This is a genomic window from Candidatus Methylomirabilota bacterium (assembly GCA_003104975.1).
Classification (GTDB): domain Bacteria; phylum Methylomirabilota; class Methylomirabilia; order Methylomirabilales; family Methylomirabilaceae; genus Methylomirabilis.
Map to the genome: position 1 here is coordinate 145,577 of PQAM01000008.1, position 22,624 is coordinate 168,200.

At 58.8% G+C, this 22,624-nt stretch carries 13 protein-coding genes; 3 read left to right on the forward strand and 10 right to left on the reverse strand.

Annotated features, from left to right (window positions below; translation table 11 throughout):
- Positions 1-199: 199 nt before the first annotated feature.
- The 9 genes from C3F12_04390 to C3F12_04430 all read right to left on the reverse strand — a co-directional run bounded on the left by C3F12_04390 (position 200) and on the right by C3F12_04430 (position 17,685).
- On the reverse strand, positions 200-2,959 hold the full coding sequence (locus C3F12_04390; GenBank protein ID PWB47222.1) for an AAA family ATPase: 2,760 nt from the start codon (positions 2,957-2,959) through the stop codon (positions 200-202).
- 53 nt (positions 2,960-3,012) lie between these two features.
- Positions 3,013-3,450 carry a four helix bundle protein gene (locus C3F12_04395; GenBank protein PWB47223.1) on the reverse strand — a complete coding sequence of 146 codons (438 nt, stop codon included), beginning with the start codon at positions 3,448-3,450 and terminating at the stop codon, positions 3,013-3,015.
- Positions 3,422-6,403, reverse strand: coding sequence for a DNA methyltransferase (locus C3F12_04400; protein PWB47588.1), 2,982 nt, complete (start codon positions 6,401-6,403; stop codon positions 3,422-3,424). Before C3F12_04400 ends, C3F12_04395 begins: the two co-directional genes overlap by 29 nt.
- Positions 6,403-8,778 (reverse strand): hypothetical protein, encoded by a 2,376-nt coding sequence (locus tag C3F12_04405; protein ID PWB47224.1) that lies wholly within the window; start codon positions 8,776-8,778, stop codon positions 6,403-6,405. Before C3F12_04405 ends, C3F12_04400 begins: the two co-directional genes overlap by 1 nt.
- Before the next feature lie 27 nt (positions 8,779-8,805).
- On the reverse strand, positions 8,806-9,828 hold the full coding sequence (locus tag C3F12_04410) for a hypothetical protein (protein ID PWB47589.1): 1,023 nt from the start codon (positions 9,826-9,828) through the stop codon (positions 8,806-8,808).
- A gap of 659 nt (positions 9,829-10,487) precedes the next feature.
- Positions 10,488-11,681: a DUF1016 domain-containing protein gene (locus tag C3F12_04415; protein ID PWB47225.1), complete on the reverse strand. Its 1,194-nt coding sequence runs from the start codon at positions 11,679-11,681 to the stop codon at positions 10,488-10,490.
- Complete coding sequence (locus tag C3F12_04420; GenBank protein ID PWB47226.1) at positions 11,678-15,142, reverse strand: helicase; 3,465 nt, start codon at positions 15,140-15,142, stop codon at positions 11,678-11,680. Before C3F12_04420 ends, C3F12_04415 begins: the two co-directional genes overlap by 4 nt.
- 421 nt (positions 15,143-15,563) lie before the next feature.
- Positions 15,564-16,439: a hypothetical protein gene (locus C3F12_04425; GenBank protein ID PWB47227.1), complete on the reverse strand. Its 876-nt coding sequence runs from the start codon at positions 16,437-16,439 to the stop codon at positions 15,564-15,566.
- Positions 16,429-17,685 carry a hypothetical protein gene (locus tag C3F12_04430; protein PWB47228.1) on the reverse strand — a complete coding sequence of 419 codons (1,257 nt, stop codon included), beginning with the start codon at positions 17,683-17,685 and terminating at the stop codon, positions 16,429-16,431. The genes C3F12_04425 and C3F12_04430 overlap by 11 nt, the downstream gene beginning before the upstream one ends.
- 473 nt (positions 17,686-18,158) lie before the next feature.
- On the opposite strand from C3F12_04430, the gene C3F12_04435 reads away from it, so the two are divergent.
- Together C3F12_04435 and C3F12_04440 are read left to right on the forward strand one after the other, a co-directional pair.
- Complete coding sequence (locus tag C3F12_04435; protein ID PWB47229.1) at positions 18,159-18,761, forward strand: hypothetical protein; 603 nt, start codon at positions 18,159-18,161, stop codon at positions 18,759-18,761.
- A 691-nt stretch (positions 18,762-19,452) separates the two neighbouring features.
- Positions 19,453-19,671 carry a CopG family transcriptional regulator gene (locus C3F12_04440; GenBank protein PWB47230.1) on the forward strand — a complete coding sequence of 73 codons (219 nt, stop codon included), beginning with the start codon at positions 19,453-19,455 and terminating at the stop codon, positions 19,669-19,671.
- Positions 19,672-19,753: 82 nt separating this feature from the next.
- Here the strand turns inward: C3F12_04440 and C3F12_04445 are convergent, their stop codons facing one another.
- A complete protein-coding gene (locus tag C3F12_04445; protein ID PWB47231.1) occupies positions 19,754-21,202 on the reverse strand; it encodes a hypothetical protein in 1,449 nt (482 codons plus the stop codon).
- An 885-nt stretch (positions 21,203-22,087) separates the two neighbouring features.
- Here C3F12_04445 and C3F12_04450 point away from each other — a divergent pair.
- Positions 22,088-22,603, forward strand: coding sequence for a hypothetical protein (locus C3F12_04450; GenBank protein PWB47232.1), 516 nt, complete (start codon positions 22,088-22,090; stop codon positions 22,601-22,603).
- The last annotated feature ends 21 nt before the right edge of the window (positions 22,604-22,624 follow it).

The window sequence follows — 22,624 nt, forward strand, 5'->3', positions numbered from 1 at the left end:
AGGAACGGGATAGGTATTCTGACTTCAGACGGTGCGCTGCGAGCTTAAGGCGGATTGAGTGAAACCGATGTCACCTCATTCTATGTCGGCAACATGGCCATTCGGCATCTCATCCCACGTCCGACCGTCAAGCATCCGGCTATTCCGCTTCTTCTGTACGCCGCCCCATTGTTTAAATCGGTTGCTCGTGCAGACTTCATCAAGAATCTCGGATCTGCACCGTACCCGCCAGCCCCAGATCATCCAGGATCTGCCGGAGATCCGAGGTCAGGTTCCCGGCAACGTCGCTATTCACGGTCACGGAGAACTCGACGCCGACCCGAAGGTCAGAGCCCGACCTGAGCTTCGGCAGGATCTTCGTCCCTAGCCGGTTCCACATTTCTGGGGGGACAGCGCCGACGAGGCGAATGGTCTTCGTCTGAACCCGTGGGGTGGGCTCAGGGTCTAGCCTGAGTTCAGAACTAGGCGCCAACGGCTGTACCGGAGGAGCGGGTTGCGGTTCCGGTCGCGGAACGGCCTCTTGAACACCCGCCTTGAGCGCCTGGGCCCTGGTCTTGGTCAGCAGGAAGACGCCCGATTCGAAGACGACCTCATCGGCCCCAAGGGGCTCTTGGAACCAGATTCGTTCGTAGGTACCGTCGGACTTCTGGGCCGAGGCGAGTCCGAAGTCGCCTTTTCCGACGAATTCGATAATCTTGGCGCGAAGGATTGTATCGGGATCGAGCAGCCGCGTGAGCGAGCCGTTCAGAAAGCTTTGTCGAAGGCCAGCAAGCGGCCAGGCCCCGGACTCTTTCAACGCAGGCGGCCAGTTCCGGTCCAGGTATCCTGCCCCTGGGGTCTCCACGTTGAGAACAGCTTCCGAAACCAACGTTGTAATCACGCGGCCGCACAGAGTAGTACCGCTACTCGAATGGCCCGCTCCCAGATCAAAGCTCCTCAATCCATCTGATTCCCGTGGGTCGAGAATAACGGTAAACCGGTAATCGCCCCAGACCTCCTCCCTGGCGGTCTCTTCAGCGGCTGTAACCTTCGATTGGATTTCGGCGCGATCCATTCGATCGAAGTCGCCCCCGAGCGTCCCATCCGCAACTTCCCGAGCCACACGTTTCCAGGCGAGCCACAGCTCGACCTTGTCCCGTAGGTCCCGGCCCGGCTTCTTGATGCACCAGACAAGCGACCCCGGGTAGAGTCGTGGGGATGTACCGCGTTGTTTGGTCCACTCCGCGATCTGCGCTCGAAACGAACCGCTGCCCGTCCATTCGGCCTCCGGTTCGGAGACCACAAGCGTCAACCTTGGCGTGTCCGGGATCTCCGCGCCGTCGCGGGGAAACGCTACGACCGGAATGCTCGCTTCCCGCCGGAACTCATCGTCTATGATCTTGCGAATCGCAGGCGTGATTTCGGTCTCTTCATCCAAAGATGCCCGACGGTCGTTGACGACCTTCCTCATCGTCGGTTCGTGGCCGATCTTGAACCCATCGGAGCCCACCTTCCGAATGAAGTAGGACTTATCTTCCAGGGCAAAGGCGGCGTTGTCCACCGAGGTGGTGTCCACCTCCGGCCCCCCGAGGGCAAACCGCAGTTCCGGCAGGTGCGCGACCTTGTCGGACTGCCCGCCTGAGGACTCGAAGAGGATCGCCGTTCCCACCCGGCGGTGGATGTCGCCGAGCGGACCCTTCGTGTCGGCGTCCAGCGCCTTCGCGTGGGCCTGCTCGCCGGCAATATCCGCATCGATGGCGGCAACCAGGCGCGACTCGCCCAACTGACCGAGGATGACACTGCGAAAGCCGGGATCGAAGAGCGGCGCCGAGCCGAGCGTGATGAGGGGTTCCGTACGAGCCTCTCGGAAGCTCTTCTGAGACGCGATGGCGATCCACTGGGCGAGCATCGCCAGGGTGCCGCGTGTCTGCTGGTACTGCGACAGCGCCTGCCACTTCCGCTGGAAGACGGAGAGGGCGGCCGGATGAAAGGGATAGCAGGCCTCGAATCGCCCGCGGAGATACTCTCGGGCCTTGGCCTCTGTGGTAGCCGTCCATTCCGGCGGGAGCTGCGCCCTCCGTTCGAAGCACCAGTCGGCGAAGGCCTTGGCCACATTCTTTCTGGCGCGTTCGCCGCCCAGATCCTCGAAGAGCCGCCGCCGAACCACCTCGCTGATCTCCGTCTCATCGTTGGCGATGAGGTCCTTGGCAACGCGCCGGACGACCTTGGTGATCTTGTCCTGCCACTGCATGTCCCAATCGGTCATCTCGACCTGGCTGCGCGGAAGGCTGATGACCGCCGCACCGTGGGTCGTCCCTGTCGTAGCGACCGTCAGATTCTGGATGAAGGCGTGAAATGAGTCCGCCATGCTGCGATGTCGGTTGAGGAAGTTGAGCACCTCGTCGAACAGAAGGAGGATCGGCGCGTTGGCTGCCTGGAAGACACGGGCGATTGACTCCGTCCCCGGCGGGGTGGTCTTTGCGGCCTGCCCCAGCGCTTCGACCCCCTTATCGTCCGCAAGCTGTCGGGCGATATCGATCCACGGCGTCTCTCGACCATCCTGTGGATCCCAGGCGTTTCCTACGAACACGCCCACTCGCGCCTCGGGGACCGATGAGAGGTCGGCGTCCCGCAGCAGATCGGAGACCCCCGAGTAGCCGGACGCCTTCTCGCCGCTCGTGCCGAGGTGATACAGGGCCGTTAAGGTGTGCGTCTTGCCGCCGCCGAACTGGGTGATCAGGGTCAGCACCGGCGCGGTATTGTCGGTTCTGCCCGAGAGCCGTCGGAGGACCATGCCGGCATGCTCTCTAAGTGCCCTGGTGAAGCAGGTGCGGGCGAAGAACTGTCTCGGGTCGCGGTAGTCCTCCGGCGCCGTCTTCGCCACGACCTGTTCGAGGGCGATGGCGAACTCGTCCGGGTTGAAGGACCGTCCCTCCCGGACCTCCTTTCGTGGTGTGGCCACCCTGTACCAAGGTTCCATGTCAACCTCCGGGTGAAAGGCAAAAGGCAAAAGTAAAAAGGCAAAATGGACGGCTACGTGTCATCGGAGCCTTGCTTTGCCTTCACGATGATCGAACCGATGATGCGGGAGAGTTCGTCTGCTTCCTGTATGACCATGTCAATCGAGCCGTCCCGCAACGAGCCGGACTCCTTGAGTAAGCGGAGCCAGTAGAGCGTCTCCCTGGCCTCCTTCAACGCAATGGCATATTTGCTCACGAAGTCCGCTTTGCTCTGTCCCGCCTGCGCCTCCTCGGCATTTGCTCCGATGGACGTTCCTGATCTTAACAACTGCTTACCCAAAGTTCTTCCTACGTCCGGTCTCTCGTCCAGTTCTTTGCACAAACGTAAAATCTCCAGGGCAAATCTGAACGTTCTTTCCTTTATGTCTCGCGGCCTTTTCGCTCCATTTTTGCCTTTTACCTTTTTACTTTTGCCTTGTTCTTTATCGCGGAACCGCCAGGAGCATCGCATCGAGGAGACGCTCCTCCTCGCTGCCCTTCGGGTACAGGGCAGAGAGCGCGTTAGCGAGGCGGACAAACTCAGGGCGATAATGTTTCTCGTAGAAGAGAAGCTCTCTCAGTGCGTTTGTATGCCCCTGCTTCTGTAGGAGCATAGCTTTGTGTACATGATCCAGCGTGCTAATCGAGTCGAGGTGAAGCTGAGACCATGTCTCCCGTTCCACCCTCCCACGCGCTGTCTCGGCCTCCGCATGACGTTCGGCCTTTAGGGGTTCCTCGAAAAGAAGCAGTTGTTTTGTCGACTTCATGCGCTGATATGAGTCCACGAGCATCAGATCGTGCGCGACACCTGGCTCGACCAGAAAGTCCGCGCGGCGAGAAAGTGGCAACAGTCGAACCATTCCCTTGTCAATCTCAAGTAGCCGGCGGTTCCAACGATCGAGTCGGATACCCAGGGGCTGCGCAATTCGGCGAACGATGTCGAACGGGAGCGCGTAGCCTTTCGGAGCACGTCGTGTTACCGCAATATCTTCGTCAACGTCCTCGTCGGAGATTGCATTGTCCTCTTCCTTATCATAGTCAATGTACTCATCGTTGCCATTGCCGTTTGAGCCATTGGTTGTCCGCAGCGTCCAGAGAAACAATGCGGTCAGCCGTGCATCTTCGCCGAAGTCAGCCGGAGAGTCGGTTCCCAATATCTGCCTGAGGGCTGTCCGAGCAACGACTTCCCAGACCTTCTCCAGGTACTCGGCGAGCTTGACCTCGCGCCCGTCGGCGGTCTCGACACGGCTGTACCGGCTGAAGATCTCCAGCGCCGGGCCGATGCAGGCGAAGACAAGGTCTGCGCCGCGAATACCTTCGGGCTGGAGGCGCTCCATCCAGTTGCCGACGCGTTTCGGAAGTTCATGCAGTACGTCGGCCCAGTCGCCTACCGGCGCATCGTCGGGCCGCGGACGGCAGACGAGGTGGACGCTCGTGGCAAGTGAGGCGGTGTCGCGCGCATTTAGTCTTGAGCCCATCTCCGTTGCCACGGGCCACGACCCAGTGATGGTCCACCCGCCGCGAATAATGCCTGAGAGCAGCGCTTCCCATCCTTCGGTAGTCTTGTGCGCAAATACAACCGAACCAACTCCGTCGGCTGCTACAACCCGACGGCCCTCAGCGAAAGCACGCGCCATTCCAGACTCATAGGACACCGCATCTTTCGTAGAGTTGCTCAGACGGTGCGGGCGGTCCACAACGATTTCGGGATCTTTTGGCGACAAAAGATTCCGCTCGGCATTAGGATCTCGCAGGATCCCACGACCTGCAAGCGAGCGTTTCAACCATACGAAAAAGAAATCTGAAAGGTAGGCGTAGGCGATCGCGTCATAGTAAGGTGGGTCCGTGAACCAAGCACCGGCGGAGTGATCCGGAAGCGGCGATTCTGTAGCATCACCTTGCTGTATCTGCCCAGGCGCGCTCACCCGCATGGTCTCGACAACGTGGACAGCATCCTCGATACCGGATAGGAAAACTCCGCGCGATTGGCTCTCCGGGGTGGATTCGCAGAAATCCCAAACCATCGGAATCGCCTGGCGCGAAAAGCAGTTCACCGGATTCTCGTAACCCGCCATCCAGCGGGAGAGCGACGAATTGCCGTCTGCTCCCTTCCCAATGTGCAGCGCGATCAAAGCATCGGCGACAGATGGTTCTCGAGCCTGCAATCCTTTGATCAGGCGCAAGAGCGCCACTTTCTGCCGTGCTGTGAACAGGTCGCCCCAGCGCTCCACTCCGTAGGTCATGACCCACGTATGACGAATGCCCCGTATATCCAACGGCTCATCTGGAACGGGGGATAGTCCTTTCTTGCCGTTGCGTTCCCAGTCATCGAGAATCGCCTTGAGTTCCTTGTGTGCCTTCCAGACGGCATGGTAGTTGCGTTCCGTTGGCAATCGGTAGTTACGCCCCTGTATGCCTGGCTGCAGGGTCACGACCGCCGTCATGAGTGCACCACCGATCCGGCGGCCCTTGGCGTCAAAGACGGCATCCGCTCCGCCGCGTTGTTCAGCGAGTTGCGCCCGGACTCGCTCAGGCGGAAGCACACTCCCACAGCAAAGGCAGGTCGCCCTCGCCCGCGTAACCGTTTCATGCGGGACGTCGGATTCCTTCGCGGGCTCGAACACCTCGAACTCAACATGTGGAGTGCCCTTGTGGGAACGGATCACCGTATACCGGAGCGCCCGCCTTCGATTCGCCTTCTTGCAGAGCCAGAATGATCGCACCAGCGGGATCTCCGCGCCGCAATTCGGCGACTCGCACATCACTGTGCGCGCCCAGAGGTAGGCGATTGGCGTTGCTCCGTCCGGGTCCTTAGGGTAGAACTCAGCCAACTCCTTCTCTGCCTGCGTCTTGATCTCCCGGCCGACACGACGCAGCTCTTCCGCAAGTTGCGGGCCATGGCGAGGAATATCTTCCAGCATGACTTTGAGGATGAGGCAGGCCACAGGATTGAGGTCCGACGCAAACGCCTCGCAGCCCAGCCGTAACGCCTCCAATGGAATTGACCCGCCTCCGGCGAATGGGTCGACGACCAGCGAGGGCTCTTCGCCGTGGGCTGCTTTAACCAACGAGCGGCTGACTTCCAAGTAGTTGCGGTTGGCCGATAGGTCCCAGTTGGCGAAGTCGCCGATAAATTTCAACAGTGCTTTGCGTAGTTCCTGGTCCGTGGGGCCGACCTTCCCCTGAACGCTTGACAGGAGCGCTCGCGCTTTCTCCTTGAACTGCTCCGGGCAGAGTGGATCGCAGGGATCCGGCCAGAGCAGCCCCAGCAGCATCGCGCGGCAGGCGGCCAGCGGCCGCCGCGCCCACCATAGGTGCAGCGTGCTCGGATGCCCGTGCCGGATCGACTTCTCCCGAGCCGAGTGCTTCGAGACCTCGGCAATCGGAAAGTCCACCTCCGCCAGCCGCTTGCACTCCTTGGGGATCATGATCTCGCTCTCACGCGAATCCGCTCTCGAACTCGCTCGCGAATCCTGTTGTAGAGGTTCACCTCTGCTGAATGCTCCACCACGACTACCACGGCGTACCGTTGCGGTGCGTGCTCGTCCCGAGCCCACTTCTTCTCACATCGCACGACGACGTGGTACGTGTTGCCGTAGTCCGTAGAGGGCTTCCTCATCATCGTGAAGATGGCCTTCTGCAGGGTGCCACCCTCTCTGACTTTCGGTTTCGGCTCCATCGGGCAGTCGAAGCTCGTGGACGTCAGCCGATCGACTTTCTGCTCCTCACGGTTCCTTTGGCGAAACGCCTCGGCGATTTCGTCTGGAGACTTCCCGCGAATGAGCCGGAACGACATTTTCACGCCGAGGTAGTCAAACCGTGTGTGCCGTACTGGGGGATCGTAGGCTAGCGTTACCGTGATGCGTCGCGTCCCGTTCTCGTCGATGAGTTCATCGGGAATGGGCACCTCGTAGATATGAAAGTTATCGAAGGCGAGTGTCGATTCGGCGTAGAGCACGACTCTCGCTTCCTCAGACGCCCGCGCCACATCGAGATCCGGTCGGCCGTAGCCACAGACCCGGAGCATGGCACCGTTTCCCAGCGGTCGAAGAGCTCGTTCGGTGGGCTCCGGCACGCTTGCGGAGGCGGCAAGGAGGGCACGGATCAGATTCGCCGAGGCGTTCGGAAACGACTCGTACAACCGAGCTGCTGCATGCGCCACCTTCGGTGCGGCTAAGGATGTGCCGGTATCCGTTGTGAAGAGGGATTCGACGTACTGCCGGTTCATTGAAACAACCGATAGCTCATGAACGTCTCGGACCCGGTGAATTAGCCCGTCATAGGCGCGGTTGCCGCCGACTTCACAGAGTTCGGGCTTAATGGCATCGCCGAGACCTGGACCGCATCGAGTGAACGGCGAGGGCTGCTGCTCCTGCGCGATCGGGCGAAACGCCACGTTGTTCCCGGCCGCGCCCGAAGGGACGTTCGCCGTGTGTGCCAGAGCGCCAATAGTCAGAACGATCGATCCGGTTGCCGGTTCGATAATCTTCGCGGCATCGTCGAGGAGATATCCGGGATAGTCCTGAACGTGACCGTCGGCCGAGTTCCCATCGCCGGGATCGTGCTTGTAGTTCCCGGCGGATACGACGATGACCACATCCAGCTCCCGAGCCAAGGTGTCGAGGATCGATGCCCACGGGCTTACCTTCCCCCCTTGATATGGGAGCCGATCGTCTCCGAGCGAAGCATTGAAGACGCGGCACCCGTAGGTCTCGCGGAAATACTGGATTGCCTCCTGCATCTGGGTCGTGATGAGGCTCCCATCGTCAAACCTGCAATTCTCGTTCAGTACGCGCGCGCTGTAGAGGGTGAGCCGAGGAACGAATGATCGCAACTCGATGCACTCCTCCACGTTGCCGTAGAGAGCCAGGCCGGCCACCATCGTTCCGTGGCCGTGGCCATCCGAGGCATCTCCCCACGTGCGGGGTGCGGTGGTTGCCTCCCCGATCGCAGGGCCGATCAGCGGGTGGGCTGCGGTCAGTCCAGTGTCGAGGACCGCCACGCCAGGCGCACCGTTCTTTGGTGCCGGGACCTCCGGGAGGTCTTCGATCCCGACGTCGAGAAGTTCGCTGACCGTGAGCGTTGGCTTCGGAGGCAAGTCGACCACCGCAACGTAGTCAACCTTCAGGAGGTCCTTGATGACCTTGCCGGTGCAGCTAGCCCGAAGAAGAACCAAACTCTCTCCCACGTGGTCATCTGACACCCGACCGGCCTGTTCTTCGATAAAGCGCCGGACCTCTGTGACCTTGCTACGGTTTGCCTCTCGGCTGCCGAGGTCCCACAACTCCACGTCGATGATGTACTCAGTCGCGTCATCTATCGCCGCCGGATCCTCTATTCCGTTAGCACGAAGTAGTCGCCCAATCCGATCCTCGGCACGAACATCGCCGATATGGTCTATCGAGGCAAATATCTGTTGGTGTGGGGCACTCTTTTGCTCGGGAGGAGGTCCTTGCTGATACGCGTCAAGGCGCCGCTTGAACTCCGACAAGTCGGTGTCAGAGGAGAACAGGACGAGTGTCTTTTTCTCATCCACACTCACCAGGACAAGACCACAGCGCTCCCAGGTTTCCTCATCCACACCCGCCTGTGGATTGAGCTGGACTCGAAGTATGAGGCTCGGGTCGATCCCTAGCGGCCTCGGGCGGCTTCGGAATCCGTCGAGGACTTCGTCCAGTTCCCGCGCAAGGACCCGGCCGTGAGAGCCGTGCTCTCTTGCCGGCGGACGTCCGAAGCTGGTTTTCTTCCGGGGAAGGTCGAACTCGGCGCGGGGCAGGATCAGATGTGGCAAATTCGGCATGTTGTCCGTTTCCCTTCCATTTAGCCCTTACGCTTTCCCGCGCCCTACCGCGTTTTCGGTGATTGCCAGACGCACTCTCTGGCGCTCTATCGCCTGATCAAACGTCTGCTGGTCAACTGAGTCCTTGTCCTGAAGGATCGTGGTCTTGATTGCGTCGAGACACACGCGTTCAACATCGGCGTGACTCATGCCCTTGAATCTGGATGCGGCTGCTTTCAGATCTACCCCACTGTGAGGAAAGTTTTTCATCTTCATCGCAAGCAGCGAACGAATCTCATGTACCGACGGGCGCGGGAACATGAGAATCTCGTCGAATCGCCGCCAGAGCGCGTTATCCAAGAGCTGCTCGTGGTTCGTGGCAGCAATCAAAATGCTTGGGGCGGTGAAGCCATCAAGGAGTTGGAGGAAGCTGGCGATGACCCTCTTGAGTTCTCCGTGCTCTGCGGCGTCGTCCCGCGCCTTCCCTATGGTATCGAACTCATCGAAAAGGACAACCCATCGACCGTTCGCGGCGTAGTCAAATACCTTGCGGATGTTGGCTGCCGTCTCGCCCAGATATGAGGAGACAATTGCGTCAAAACGAGTGTAGAGGAGTGGTAAGCCGAGCTCGGAGGAGATGATCTCGGAGCATAGTGTCTTACCGCATCCAGGTGGCCCACAGAAGAGCAGCTTGGTGGAGGGCCGGAGTCCGTGAAGTCGAAGAATCTCGGATTGCCGATACTCCTGGAGGATCCGATCAACAACGGCCGAGCCTACTTTGCTGAGAAGAATGTCCTGCAGCCGCCGGTCGGGTTCGCGTACATCTACGAGCAGAGTCTGTCGTTCGCGATCCTTGGGTGGTTGCCCCGCGTTCCCGAATGGCTGGCACCGGTTAGTCACATAAAGGCTTCCATTCTCCAAGATTCGCATGAGATCCTTCGCAAGCATATGATTATTCTTTTTCCGTTCCTCCGCGATCACTTCGAGCGCAATGGACCGGAATTCCTCCTCGTCACCACGCTTGTGGCTAAGAAACAGCCTTCTGAGCAGTTCCCCACGGGCCACCTTCATTCTCCTGTTTTCGGGTGAGACATACAGCATAGCTGTATCATTGTGTACCAATGGCATCTGAAGTTCACTGTGCGACCCGCACGGAACAATGACTCCGTATGGCGTCCGACTGATCGATCGTGATAGTAGTATGTCATTGGAATCCTTCGTACGGCGGCGGCCCCTCCCGCACCTGAATCGGCTGGCTCATCGCGTCCATATTAAACAGTAGTGAGCGACCCTGGTCACCTCATGCCATTCAAGATTCATCGCCTCTTCACGCTTGCTTTCTTGTGAGTAGCGAGAGGACTATCTTTTCGATCTTCCAATACTAGACGTTCTCTCGAATTTCCGCTGCTGGTTCCCTTTCATTGGACAGGGCCGTGCGATACTGTGATGGCTCGCATTCCGCAAACACCGTCTGTAGTTTGTCCAGCCGTCATCTCGAAAATTGCCCGGCCTTTCTAATCATCTGGCACAGTACATAAAAACATAAAATGCCAGACAGCATCTAGCGAATTCACCATTTCCTCGAACAGCGGCCTTGTCCTTCTCACTTGTTACCCAATTCGTTACCCAATTCATTGGGTATTACCCAGTTGCCACTGGGCGGTTTTCTGCCATCGGGCGTTCTGGCCTCGACCGAGGCATTCAATTCTGAACCCCCAACATGCGACACCTCATCCTCGTCCCCCGGTTCCACCGGAGCTGCGTCTTTTTCGTGCCTGGTTTCGCATCGGCCTGGCGTCTGACATCTCCGCCTCGATCTCCTCAATCGAAGGCAGGCTGGACTTGAGCTCTTTGGGCAGGGCGCGGGTAAGTTGGTATTCCGATACGCCGATAGCCTTAGTCATTCCGCGCAGAGCGTATTCGGCAAGAACCTTGTTTCTATCCTGGCACAGGATCAGACCGATGCTGGGGTGATCTGACGGGTGCCGCAAGCGATCATCCACCACATTCAGATAGAAGTTCATCTTGCCGGCATAATCCGCCTTAAACGGTCCGGTCTTCAGTTCAATGACCACAAAACAGCGAAGCTTGAGATGATAGAAAAGTAGATCGAGATAGAACTCCTCGTTACCGACTTCTAAACGAACCTGCCTGCCGACGAAAGCAAACCCCGAGCCAAGTTCCAAGAGGAATTTTTCAAGATGGCAGACGAGGCTGGTTTCCAATTCATGTTCGCGGAAAGGCTGTTCAAGCGTGAGGAAGTCAAAGAGATAAGGATCTTTCAGGGCTTGCTTGGCCAAATCCGATTGAATAGGAGGCAACTTGAAGTCGAAATTGGTGGTCGCCTTTCCTTGCCGTTCATGGGCGCGGCTTTTGATCATCAGGCTCAGGACGTTCCGGCTCCAGCCGTTTTCCAGCGTCTTTTTCGCATACCATAAACGCACACCGCGGTCTTTTGCTTTTTCCATGAGCAGCATGTTGTGTCCCCATGGTAGGGCAGGCAACAACGACTCGATCATCGCAACATCGCGGTTGCCAGTTGGACTTTCTGCCACAGGTTGTGGCAAGGACCGGTTGGCCGAGATTATTGCCACAGGCTGTGGCAAAAATGAATCCAACTCGGGATATTCTCTGAAGAAGGCCAACATCCTGCCGATGTTGCGCTCCGAAAATCCCTTTACCTCAGGCAGGTCGTTCTGAAGGTCCCTCGCCAGACGAGGAATCACGGCAGCGCCCCACCCCTGGCGTTTCTGCGCGGTATCCAGACGGCGGCCGATCTCCCAGTAAAGAAAGATCAACTCCCGGTTGACGGATAGCGTCGCCTTAATCTGCGCTGCACGGATACGCGCCTTCACCTCTTTGAGAAAATCTGCATACCCTTTGAGAGCGGCCGCCCGGGAAGGCTTACGATCCGGTTTCGTCATTCGCTCTCCTCCCCATACGGACGCTGTTCCTCCCGGATCTGCATCGGTTGGGTTAGGGCGTCTACTGACAGGTAGTAGTGGGCCACCTTGGTGACCTCGTGCCACTCGAAGCGGGCGGGGTCCTTGATCGGCTCCTGCAGCTCGGGGCTTGTGCCGCAGTTGGTGACGACGTACAGCCAGTAGCAGTCGCGGCGGTCCTCGGCCACGCGGCGCTCATTCGGGGTGAGCAGGATGGTGCCCGTCGCGTCGGCCAGCCCCTTGACCTCGATCAGCCGCAGTTGACCCGAATTGACGTCCAGGCTGGTGACGTCGTAGCCGAGATTTTTCTCGTGGACGTCGTAGACCTGCCGACCTTGCGCGAGTTCGTACTCCATGACGACCTGCATGGCCGTAGCTTCGGTTGCCGGGTTAGGCTGCAGCCTTTGGACCTCGGGTGTCTCACGCTCGGGATGGGGCAGGACCAAGACACTTGCCATGCGTTCCACGGCTTGTAGGGAGAGTGAGCGCTGCTGGTCGAGTTCCTTCCGCCGGCGTTCCCGCCGCTGAAGCAATTCGGCATGCCGGGCCTCTGCCTGGGCGAGCCGCCCTTCGGCGCCGACAACGCTCCGATCGACCTCTGTGGCTGCCCGGCCGATCTCCTCGTCCGCCCGCTGGAGCAGCTCGGTGAGCGAGAGCTCGATGTGGGTCGAGATCCGGTCGACCTCGGCCAGGCGATCTCTGCGGGTCTCGTCGAGAAACGGCGTCAGCGCCTGCTCATGGAGCCAGGCTGTGGCTTCAGGAATCGCGGCAATGCCCTCACCCCGACCCTCTCCCAGTAGGAGAGGGGGCGACGAGGAGGGGGATACAGGCAGGAAGTTGCCGAGCAGACTCGCCTCGCGGAGACGGGGCTCCTCGTGATCGGACATCTCAACCGCAAACAGCCGCTCATGGATCACCTGGCCGAGGCCGTCGACGACGCGACCCCGGTAGAAGTCGATTCGCGAGGGTTCCTCATGCTGGAGCGAGTAGAAAGTCGCCCCTTTCCCGAAGGCATGGAGCGCCTGGGCATAAGCATGCCGCCGGATCGCCTCGAAGAGGGGATGGCCTGGTGTGACCCACTCCAGGTTGTTTGTCTCCGCCGTCTCCCGATCAGTGGAACAGCGGGGGTATTTGGCCGCCAGCGTCGGTAGCTTCCAGCTTGGGTCGCTCTCGTACCGGCGCAGCACCGATGGAGTCCGTCCCGGCTCGAACGTGTGTGGAAGGCGCGAGACGCTCTTGAGGGTGAGCGGGACGTATTCGGCCGCCTCCAGGATGAACCGGGCGATTGTTTCGGGTACGACTCGTCGCTCCTGAGCCCGCGCCCGGCGCTCGATCAGCATCTCCAGGTTGAGCCGCTTTGAGGCCAGCCCCTCAAGCGCGTTCTGGCAGATGGCCCGGAACTGGCGCTCGTCCACGTTCCTGAGCAGCCGCTCCTCAAGGTCGGCGTCGCCCAGGCGCCCGGCGTAGTAGTCGCGGAGCACCCGCTCGACGTGCGCGGCCGGGAGGACCTCCCCGACCACGTTGAAGACGGCGTCGTCATCGAGGGCGTCGCGGATCTCCTGGAGCTTTTCCAGCAGCCGCTGCAGCACCCGACCCTCGATGGTGTTGGCGGCTACGAAGTTGAAGATCAGGCAGTTCTTCCGCTGGCCGTAGCGGTGGATGCGACCCATGCGCTGCTCCAGGCGGTTCGGGTTCCACGGGATATCGTAATTAAAGAGGATATGGCACACTTGAAGGTTGATTCCTTCGCCGGCTGCCTCGGTGGCGACCAGGACCTGAATACCGCCGTCCTTGAACTGCTGCTCCGTGTAGAGTCGGGTCCCGCGCTCGTCGCGCGACCCCGGCTTCATCCCGCCATGGATGTACCCGACGCGGAAACCCCAGGACTTCAGCCGTTCTACCAGGTAGTCGAGCGTATCCTTGAACTCGGTGAAGATCAGCAGCCGCTTCTCGGGATGGTCGAAGAAGCCCTCCTGTTGGAGTAATTCCTTCAGCTTCGAGAGCTTGGCCTCTGAACCGGAGTCCTCGACTGTCTGGGCCTGGTCGGCCAGTCGCCTGAGCTCCTGAATCTCTTCCTGGACCTGCTGGGCGTTACCTGCGAGCGTAATGGCCTCCAGCGTTTCTTCCAGCCGTTCGCGCTCACTCTCCTCCATCTCCTCAAGCTCTTCCGGATCGGGCAGCTCAGGTGGGGCCAGTTGGGCGAGATCCCGGGCGCGTTTGAGTCCCTCCTCCAGGCGCTTGGCCCGGTTCCCAAGGGAGTGCCGCATCGCATAGGTGCTTGAGGCCAGCCGCCGCTGGTAGAGCGACATCAAGAAGCCGACGGCGCGGGCTCGCGGGTCGTCGCCCTGTGCCGCTGCCTTAAAGCTCTGTTGCTTGACGAAGCGGGTGACATCGCGGTAGAGGTCGAACTCCGTCCCGTCGATCTGGAACTGCACGGTATGCGGGATCCGCTTCGTGAAGATCTTCTCGGCCACCCAGGTCCCGTCCGTCCGGCGCTCCGGGAAGTAGACCATCGCCTCCTTCGTCCGGCGCAGGTAGAAGGGCGCACGTCGGCGCTCCATCGCCTCACGGATCGATCGGACGTCCGCGTAGGCGTCGGCGTCGAGCAGTTGCAGGAAAAGGCTGAAGTTTAGCGGATCGCCCTTGTGCGGCGTGGCCGTCAGCAGGAGGATGTGGTCCGACATGTCCCTCAGCAGTTCGCCGAGCTTGTAGCGGAGGCTCTTGTGGGTCTCGTCGGCGGCGGACATGCGGTGAGCTTCATCGACGATGACCAGGTCCCAGTGGACCTGGCGAAGGCCGGGGAGGATCTCCTTGCGCTTGGCGAGATCGAGCGAGGAAATGATCTTCTTCTGCTCCAGCCACTGGTTGACGCCGAATTGGTCCCGTATATCGCCGCCTTTGAGGACGAGGAACTTCGCGTCGAACTTTTCCTTCAGCTCGCGCTGCCACTGAAATGAGAGGTTGGCGGGACAGACGATCAAGATACGTTCAGCGAGACCGCGCAGTTCAAGCTCACGGATGAGCAGGCCGGCCATGATCGTCTTGCCGGCCCCGGCATCGTCGGCCAAGAGGAACCGAACCCGGGCGAGCTTGAGAAGATAGTCGTAGATGGCTTCAAGCTGATGCGGGAGCGGGTCGACGCGGGAGATTGAGAGGCCGAAGTAGGGATCGAACTCGTACGCGATGCCGAGGGAGTAGGCTTGTAGCCCCAGCCGAAGGAGGCGCCCGTCACCGTCGTAGGTGTGCCGCGCGTCGAGGATGGTGAGGCCTTCGAGATCGCGACTGGTGAGGGTGACCTTGCGGAAGCGCTCCGACTGCGTGCCGACCAATCCGGCCACCCACGTGTCGGGGCCGTTCGCATTCACGGTCTCGACCCGCATCGGCTCACTGAACAGGGAGCCCGTGAGAAGCTGCCCCTCCCGCAGCGGTTGCTTGTCACTCATTCAGAGCGCTTCCTTTTCTGGCTATCTAACCTCTTGCTTCGACTCAAGAAGCCGTTGCACCAGGAAGGGCTGCGGACGACGTTTTCGTTCTCCCAGTGGGTCACTATGATCGAGGCGATACGCCGCTTCCGGAGGAACAGCTTTGGGGTCAGATGGAGAAGGTGGCGAAGTTCCCCAATAACCCCAGGATGTATTCATTCTTCATGCAACGACTTTGGACGCTCTGTTTGTTGCGGTGCACCGTGTTATAGAGAAACTGATAGTAACCTAAACGCCAGCGCCTGCCAAGCCAGAAAGCCTATATACGGTAACTCGGCATGTTGTTCAGAAGTGTCAGGAAGTGCGCGTCATCCAGCGGTAGAAAATGTGCGCCTCCTGCGCGTGACGTGCTCTCTTGTGAGAGCGTCTGCACTCAACAGGCTTAGAAATACCGGAGGAACAGACTGACTCCAGCGTAAATCATTTCCGGAGTCGGCACATCCAAACCCGTGCCTGTCATTTCGGCGCGAAGGACCGTGTAGGCCTCCGTGACGCCTGGGGCAGTCGGGCCACCGAAGAGGGAGTCGGTAAGACGCCGGAACCGCGCCATCCACCTGCGCCAGACGGGGTTCCCGCTCATTTGCACTCGGACGTCATCGGCAAGCGCAGGGAGCTCGCGCCTGAACAAGCTCACCACCTGGTAGATATAGGCCATATCTTTTGGACGCTTGTCGTGGCGGTGGAGTTCCTCGGAGATTAAGATCTTCTGCACAATGAAGAAGCCGGGGTGTGGGAGGGCCACCTCAATCGTACGAGCCTCCTCCGGGATTCCCGGAAGTGCTACCAGTGGGACATGCCATGGGCGTTCGAGAAGCAGATCGAGGTAGCGCAGATGCTGGGCCGTCACACCTGCCTGGATGTCGCTCGTGACGACCGCTTTCCCGCCGCGGCGGATCGAGGCCCCGGTCATTGGGGTCAGGAATTCGACCGTGTACTGGTTTATCCCACTCGGCCCGCCGAGCGTTCCTTTGGAGACAAACTTCATAACGGGTGGAACGTGATCCCCGCGGAAGTCAGGCTGCAGTCCAGCCGCTTCGGCGAGCGACGCGAGGCTTTGGCCGGCCAGAGGAATGGGGCCAGTCGACACGGCGAGATCTGCGTCAAAGGTCCGCAGCATGCGAAATGCTGTCGGAGCCGCCCGAGGGTGCAACTCGTAGAGGCGTACCGCGAATCCGCCCACCAGGACCATCCTGTCGAGATAGGAACGGAAGGTCCAGAGGACGTGAGCCAGGAACGCATCCGGGGAGTTAAATTCCATCCGGTAGCTCCATGGCGTCGCGCATCAGTGGTCCCAGGCTCCGCTCATATACGAAGTCGGCCTGCTCACGACCTCGATCTGGGAGATGGTAGAGGTCGAGGTAGACTTGCAGGATGTCGCACACCGGCACATTGTCCACGCGTGAGATCCCGCCGAAGACGCTCCGGCGGTGCCTCGGTTGCAGGAGCACGACGGGGGCCGCAGGATTATCGCTCGGCACCAACTGCAGGGCTTCCATGAGGACTGAGGGTTCGCCGGCATAGTAGAGGTGGATCGAGCGAGCCTCAGAATGCTTGAGGCGGTAGAGTCGGCAGGCCTGGTGCCCTGTCAGCGCATAAGGAGGCGCGTTATCCGGCAGGCGGCGAAGGCGACTTACGAATTCATCGTAGAACGATTCATCCGCGTGCTCGCCAAATAACGAACTACATGGTATCTGGTTGTTGTCGCTGATACGATACCGGCCGCGCCATTCCCCCAGCAGGGCGTCGGTGTTGGCAAGAACAGGGACTCTTCCCATCTGTTTGGCCAAGTAGCCACTGCGCTCCATTGCAGCGGCCCATCGGTAGACCAGGGGTGGAGCCACTGCGGCGAGTTTGGCGAGTTGGGCCAGATTCCTGATGGAACCTCGCGGTCCACCCCACCCTGGCGCTTGCGATCGGGCGAACAGTAAGACCTTGAAGAGCCACTGATCGAGATCGCCAAAGGAGAGTTTTGCTGAAGCGTAGCTGGGCTGAGATGAAATGCGAGGCTGGAGTCGGGCTTTTCGCCCCTGAAGATCACGGACCTCTTCCTCGTCACCACTTGGAAGGTGCGCGATAAGACTCCCGTACGCATCGGCCACCAACCACCACAGACCCGGTGCGTACAGAGCGATCTGATCCCTGAATCGCCGAACAATCCGCAGGTCGATGGACTCGACATAGATAGCGAGAATCGGTTCCCACCCCTTGAGCCGATGAGCCGCCTGGAGCGCGAGAATCGAGCGGGCCATCCAGTGAAATACCCAGTCTGCGAACTTCCGAGATTCCTTCACCTCAACGGCAAAACTCCGATCCTCCCAACTCATAAGAAAGTCAAGATGCAGGTCACGACTCAGACCTTCGGCCTGGAGGCGTACGTCTTCTTCGCGTAGCCGGAATCCTCGCTTCTTCAGGAGATGAAGAATCCGCGGCGTCCCGCGAAGGGATGCATCATCCAGAGAACTCCGTGGCTGCCATCTCTTAGATTTCGACTTATCTGCTTCCATATAACAAATGGTTACGAAATAATTATTACTTGTCAAGTATATTATAATATTTCAAGTAACTATATACCCGACAGGAAAAAGTCGATGATCGCGTTGGTCGGTGTCCAGACAGAAGATTTATCGGGGGATCCGTTATGTGTATTCCAGAGCCTCGCTTTCTGATTATTATGGTATACATACCATAATAATCAGCTCACGCATTAGTCGGGGGAATAGCCGTGGCACAGTCCTCCAGCTTACGAGACATCATTGCGCAGTTGCCTTCTCCAGTTCTTCTACCCAATCAGCTCGAATCGCTGATTAGTCGTTTCTTGAGATCACGGGAGCGATCAGTACGCCAGCCCCGCGATACGGTAAAAGAACAACTACTCAAACAAGGGCTCGTCCGTTCGGTTATCCTCAAATCGAGCTACGGCGATAGGCACCGATTCGTCCGCGGAAACGTTTCCCCGTACACCCTTGCGCTCTCGATCGTGCGGGACGCCTACCTGTCTCACGGAACGGCCGCCTCTTTACACGGGCTAGTAACGCGAGCGAAGAGCCCGATCTATGTAAACAGCGAACAATCAGCCAAGCATGTGAGCGAACGCGCTCTCAGTCAGGACGCCATCGATCGGGCGTTCGCACGTCCGCAGCGAGTCTCGAATTACGAACTACGCTACGCAGCATGGCGATTCGTACTGCTCAGCGGAAAGCATACTGATCGTCTCGGGGTCGTTCGCTTTCCCTCTGATCATGGGGAATTCGTGGAGATGACGGGGCTTGAACGGACGCTCGTCGACATAGTGGTGCGTCCGGTATATGCCGGCGGAGTGTTAAAGGTCCTGGCCGCCTTCAAGCGCGCCAGATCCCGAATCCAGCTTCACACGCTCATCTATACTCTTGACTCGCTTGAATATGTCTATCCATACCATCAAGCCGTCGGGTTCTATATGGAAAAGGCGAACTACCCGCCTGACTGGCTGAACGAGTTTCAACGGATGGGTCTCAACTACGATTTCTACCTAGCCCATGGAATGGAGCAGAAGACGTTCGACTCACGGTGGCGGATCTTTTATCCGCCTGGTCTCGTCTGACCCGCGGTCGGCCTTCAATTTCTTGCGGGTGACTCAGCAGATCCCAGCATATTGGGCAGCGGCGATGACGCAGGAGACTACAGGGTAGAGAATCGGATAATTTACACCCAAGAAAATTTAAGTGGTTCTTGACACTCCCGTGCGATAATGCAGCGTGATGCGCACTGAAGTGCCAGGCCCAGTAGTTTATTGCCACTTGGTTGCACGGAGGTTGCATTTTCGGGCTTCACAGTACCGTTATTCGCCGCATTCTGCATAGCTAACTATCGGACATCATTGAATCGTCAAGGTTCTGTCCAGAACTTTTAAGCAGGGAGTCCCGGGTTCGAGTCCCGGACGGGTCACCATATTGTCAAATAGTTAGCTTATTTCATACGGCGCTTGAGGTATGCAGACACCATGCAGATTTCGGGATCGGATGTAGAAAAGTGCAGACGTTTGTGCAGACGGACTGAGTGCCCGAATCGCTGATTGGCCTGCTTCTGGATAAGCTTTCACCGCTCTTGAACACCCGCCCACTGACCTGTTCATCCTGCCAGAGCATGATCACTGTCCGTCGCACGGCAGGGAACATCACTCGCCGCCGGACACGTTGCAAATTGGCCGAGAGAGTCGATCGCGTGTGTTGGGATCTCCGGCTGTCTCATGTTATACTTCGTCCGGCATTAAACCAGACCTCTGGAGGGTTCCTATGAGCACGACATTTACGATCCGCCTGGACGACCAAAGCGAGAAGGCGCTTCAGGAGCTGTGCGCGGCGACAGGCGAGAGCCGCAGTGAGGTCGTCCGAGAGGCGCTGCGTTATGAGCAACTTCGGGTTCAGCTTACGACCATTCGTGCAGAACTGGTACCCAAGGCGCAGGCGGCCGGTTGGGTGACTGATGAGGATGTGTTCCGGGACGCCTCGTGAGGGTCTTCCTCGCTTATCCTTTCCCCCCCGCTGCTCCGCACTGACTGCCCCGCTGCGTGATCGTTGTCACATCTCACCTTCATCACCGGATCACTTCCCAATACCCGCCCTTGTCTGGGCCGACCCGGCGGAGTAGGCCCAATTGTTTCAGCTTTGACAGGTTGTTATCAACGGCAGTAGAGCTGATGCCGACAGTCTCGGCCATAGCCTTCTTTGAAATGCGGGGGTTCCGAAGCATCAGTTGTAGTAGCCTCTTCTGATTTTCCGCCAACACTTCTACCAACCCTTCCGCCAACTTATCTACCAACCTTAGTGTCATCTCTTCCGACATTTTCTCCAAACCGGGCGGTCCCTCCTTCAAGGCGAACTCGGGCGAACGATGGAAGATCGCCCGGAAGAACCCGTCCGGCTCGAAGGTCGGCTCGCGGAGCCCGGCCGCGACCATGGCCTCCTTCATCTTCCGGATGCCCATGCCGATGCGCTCGACCTTGTGCAGGCGGAAGAAGAGGTCCGCGATCAGCTCGTTCCGTCGTATTGACACTGTGCCGAGATCCCGTACCGACAGACCTTTCGGCAGGCCGCCGGGGTTCACGATCTCCACCCGATCATCGTAGACCTCCACGCTGACCTGCGTGCCGGTGATACTGTAGTCGCGGTGCATGAGAGCATTCACAAGGGCTTCGCGTAATACCTCGAGCGGGATCTCGTAAATGTCCTCCCGATCGACCCCTCGGATTTCGCTGCGGATGTTCAGGTGCTTTTTGAGGAAGGCCACGGCCTCATTGAACTGCGTCAGCAGATCGTCTCGCACATCACGCCGGTCGTAGATGTGGAGCCTATCCGGTCCCTTGAACGCCAGGAGCGTCATCTGCGCCTGATGCAGGTGTTCATAGACGTCTTTGGCGAAGAAGAGAATGCCCGCGTTCTTCACTCGTGCTTCATCCGCTACCTTGAGGCTGCGCAGGAATTCAGGCACCGCGATGCCGCCGATGCGGATCCCGGCCTCTTTAAGGAAAGCCCGGATCTTCGTTTTCGAGATGTCGTTGAAGGTACATCCCCGGACGGTCCGTTCCTCGAACGGCAACGGCTCGTGCTCCGCAAACATAATGCGCAACTCATCATGACTCATCTTCTGCGTCGTCGCGTCGAGTCGTCGATAGTAGCCGGTACCGCAGGAATAGGGTTTCTCCATGCCTTCCGGTACGACGATAGCCACGACCTCGCCGACCTGCGAGAGATCTACGGCCAGAGCCGGCTTGCAGTTCCGCGCCAAGCTGTTGATTTTGGCCTTCAGGTCATTGGTCAGGCGCTCGCCGACGATGGTCCCATCATCCCGCACACCAAGTAGCAGCGTGCCGCCCCTGGAGTTGGCAAGGGCGACGATGTCTTCGTCGATACGCGGGGTGTAGCGCTCCTTGAATTCCACGGTGAGTCCTTCGCCTTCGCGAAGGAGGAGCTTTACTTGCTGGAGCGTAACGACTTGGCCGGTCCCAGTCATGTCGTGTCGATTTGCGTTCATTCGTGGTTTCATTCCAAGATAATCCGCACCTTGCCGAGCTCCTTACCTTTGGTGAGTTGGTCCAGGTAGTCCTCGAACCGATTTGTCATCGGAGCCTTGCGATGTCCAGCAAGCCGTTGTCGGGCCACAGCCTTTCACTTGCGGGCCAGGTAGTTGCGCATTCGTTGAAGCTCATCAGCCTCGATCTCGGAGACAAGTCGCAGACAGTTGCGAGACCACACGAGGATGGCGAGTTCCGTCCGAACAAAACTGCATACGCTGGTTTGTATAGCATCAGTCCAAGAATCCTCACGACATGCGGGATTTTCCTGCCGTTTCCAAGACTTGTCAACGGCATTTCACCTGAACCTGTAAGGGCAAGGGCCAAGCCACGTAAACCACTTGGTAGCCCTGCGGAACTTTCCACACCTCTGCAACGTGTATGGTAGGCTATAAAGAGGACGGAGAAGGATACGATGCCGTGGTGGTTGCTGGCACTGATCGCCTACCTCGCTTGGATCTAGTGGTTCGAGGATCGGCCTCCTCGACGCCGTTGATCGACGTGAAAGCCTAATCCTGTTCGGCGCTTAGCTTGCGCAAGCGAAGAGGCCGACCCACACGCCCTGGCGCTGAATGTTCTTTCCTTGTAGGGCTTCGTATCGGCAGGATGGTAACAAAAACAGCAACACCGATTCCCTCACTATTGCCACCCCCTTCCTGACGCATGCTATCCGTCTGCTCGCGTAATGCTCTTTCCTGAACATCGGGGAGGTATTATACTCCCGACAACACGTATCTTCTACACAGCCCTTAAGACCTTTCTATAGTGTCGCTTCATCTTCCGGCTAGTGAAACTGGAAGGGCTGTCTCAGGAAACGGTCTCTTGGTGGCTTTTGTGAAAGTCTCTGAAAGGCGCTCATGAACGATCACGCCGCCCAACCCGTGCGTCGCACATACGCCTTAGTTCGCAGTCACGTCTGGATTCATTACCGCCAACGCCGAAAGCTCGCCTTTCTCGTCGCGCTCGCCTTGTGGCTGCTGTGTCTTCCAGCGGTCCAGTCCATTGCTGAGGGTGCGACCCACGGAGACATCGTTCGGGACCGCTTTCAGCAACTCCTGGATCAGTGGGGCTATCATGAATGGTGGTCGATGTGGGAGCAAGGTACGAGCCAGAGCCGCGCTACCATCTCGAAGGACGCACTCGCTCAAAGAATGGAAAGAAGCATGTGGAAGCTCGCGTGCTGCGACAAGCGCCTTCGAGCTCTCCAGATCGCACCGGTCTCGCCTGGTCATGTCGTCGTGTCGGCCACACTGCTTTTCGAGACGAAGGGCTCACCCAGGTCTGTACAGGAGCGGCCGTACCCGATCAATCTCAACTTCTACCTTGAGGAAGAGCAGTGGCGGGTTGACCTCTCCGGTCTGAGCCAGCCATGATAAGCGACCTGCCAAGCCGCT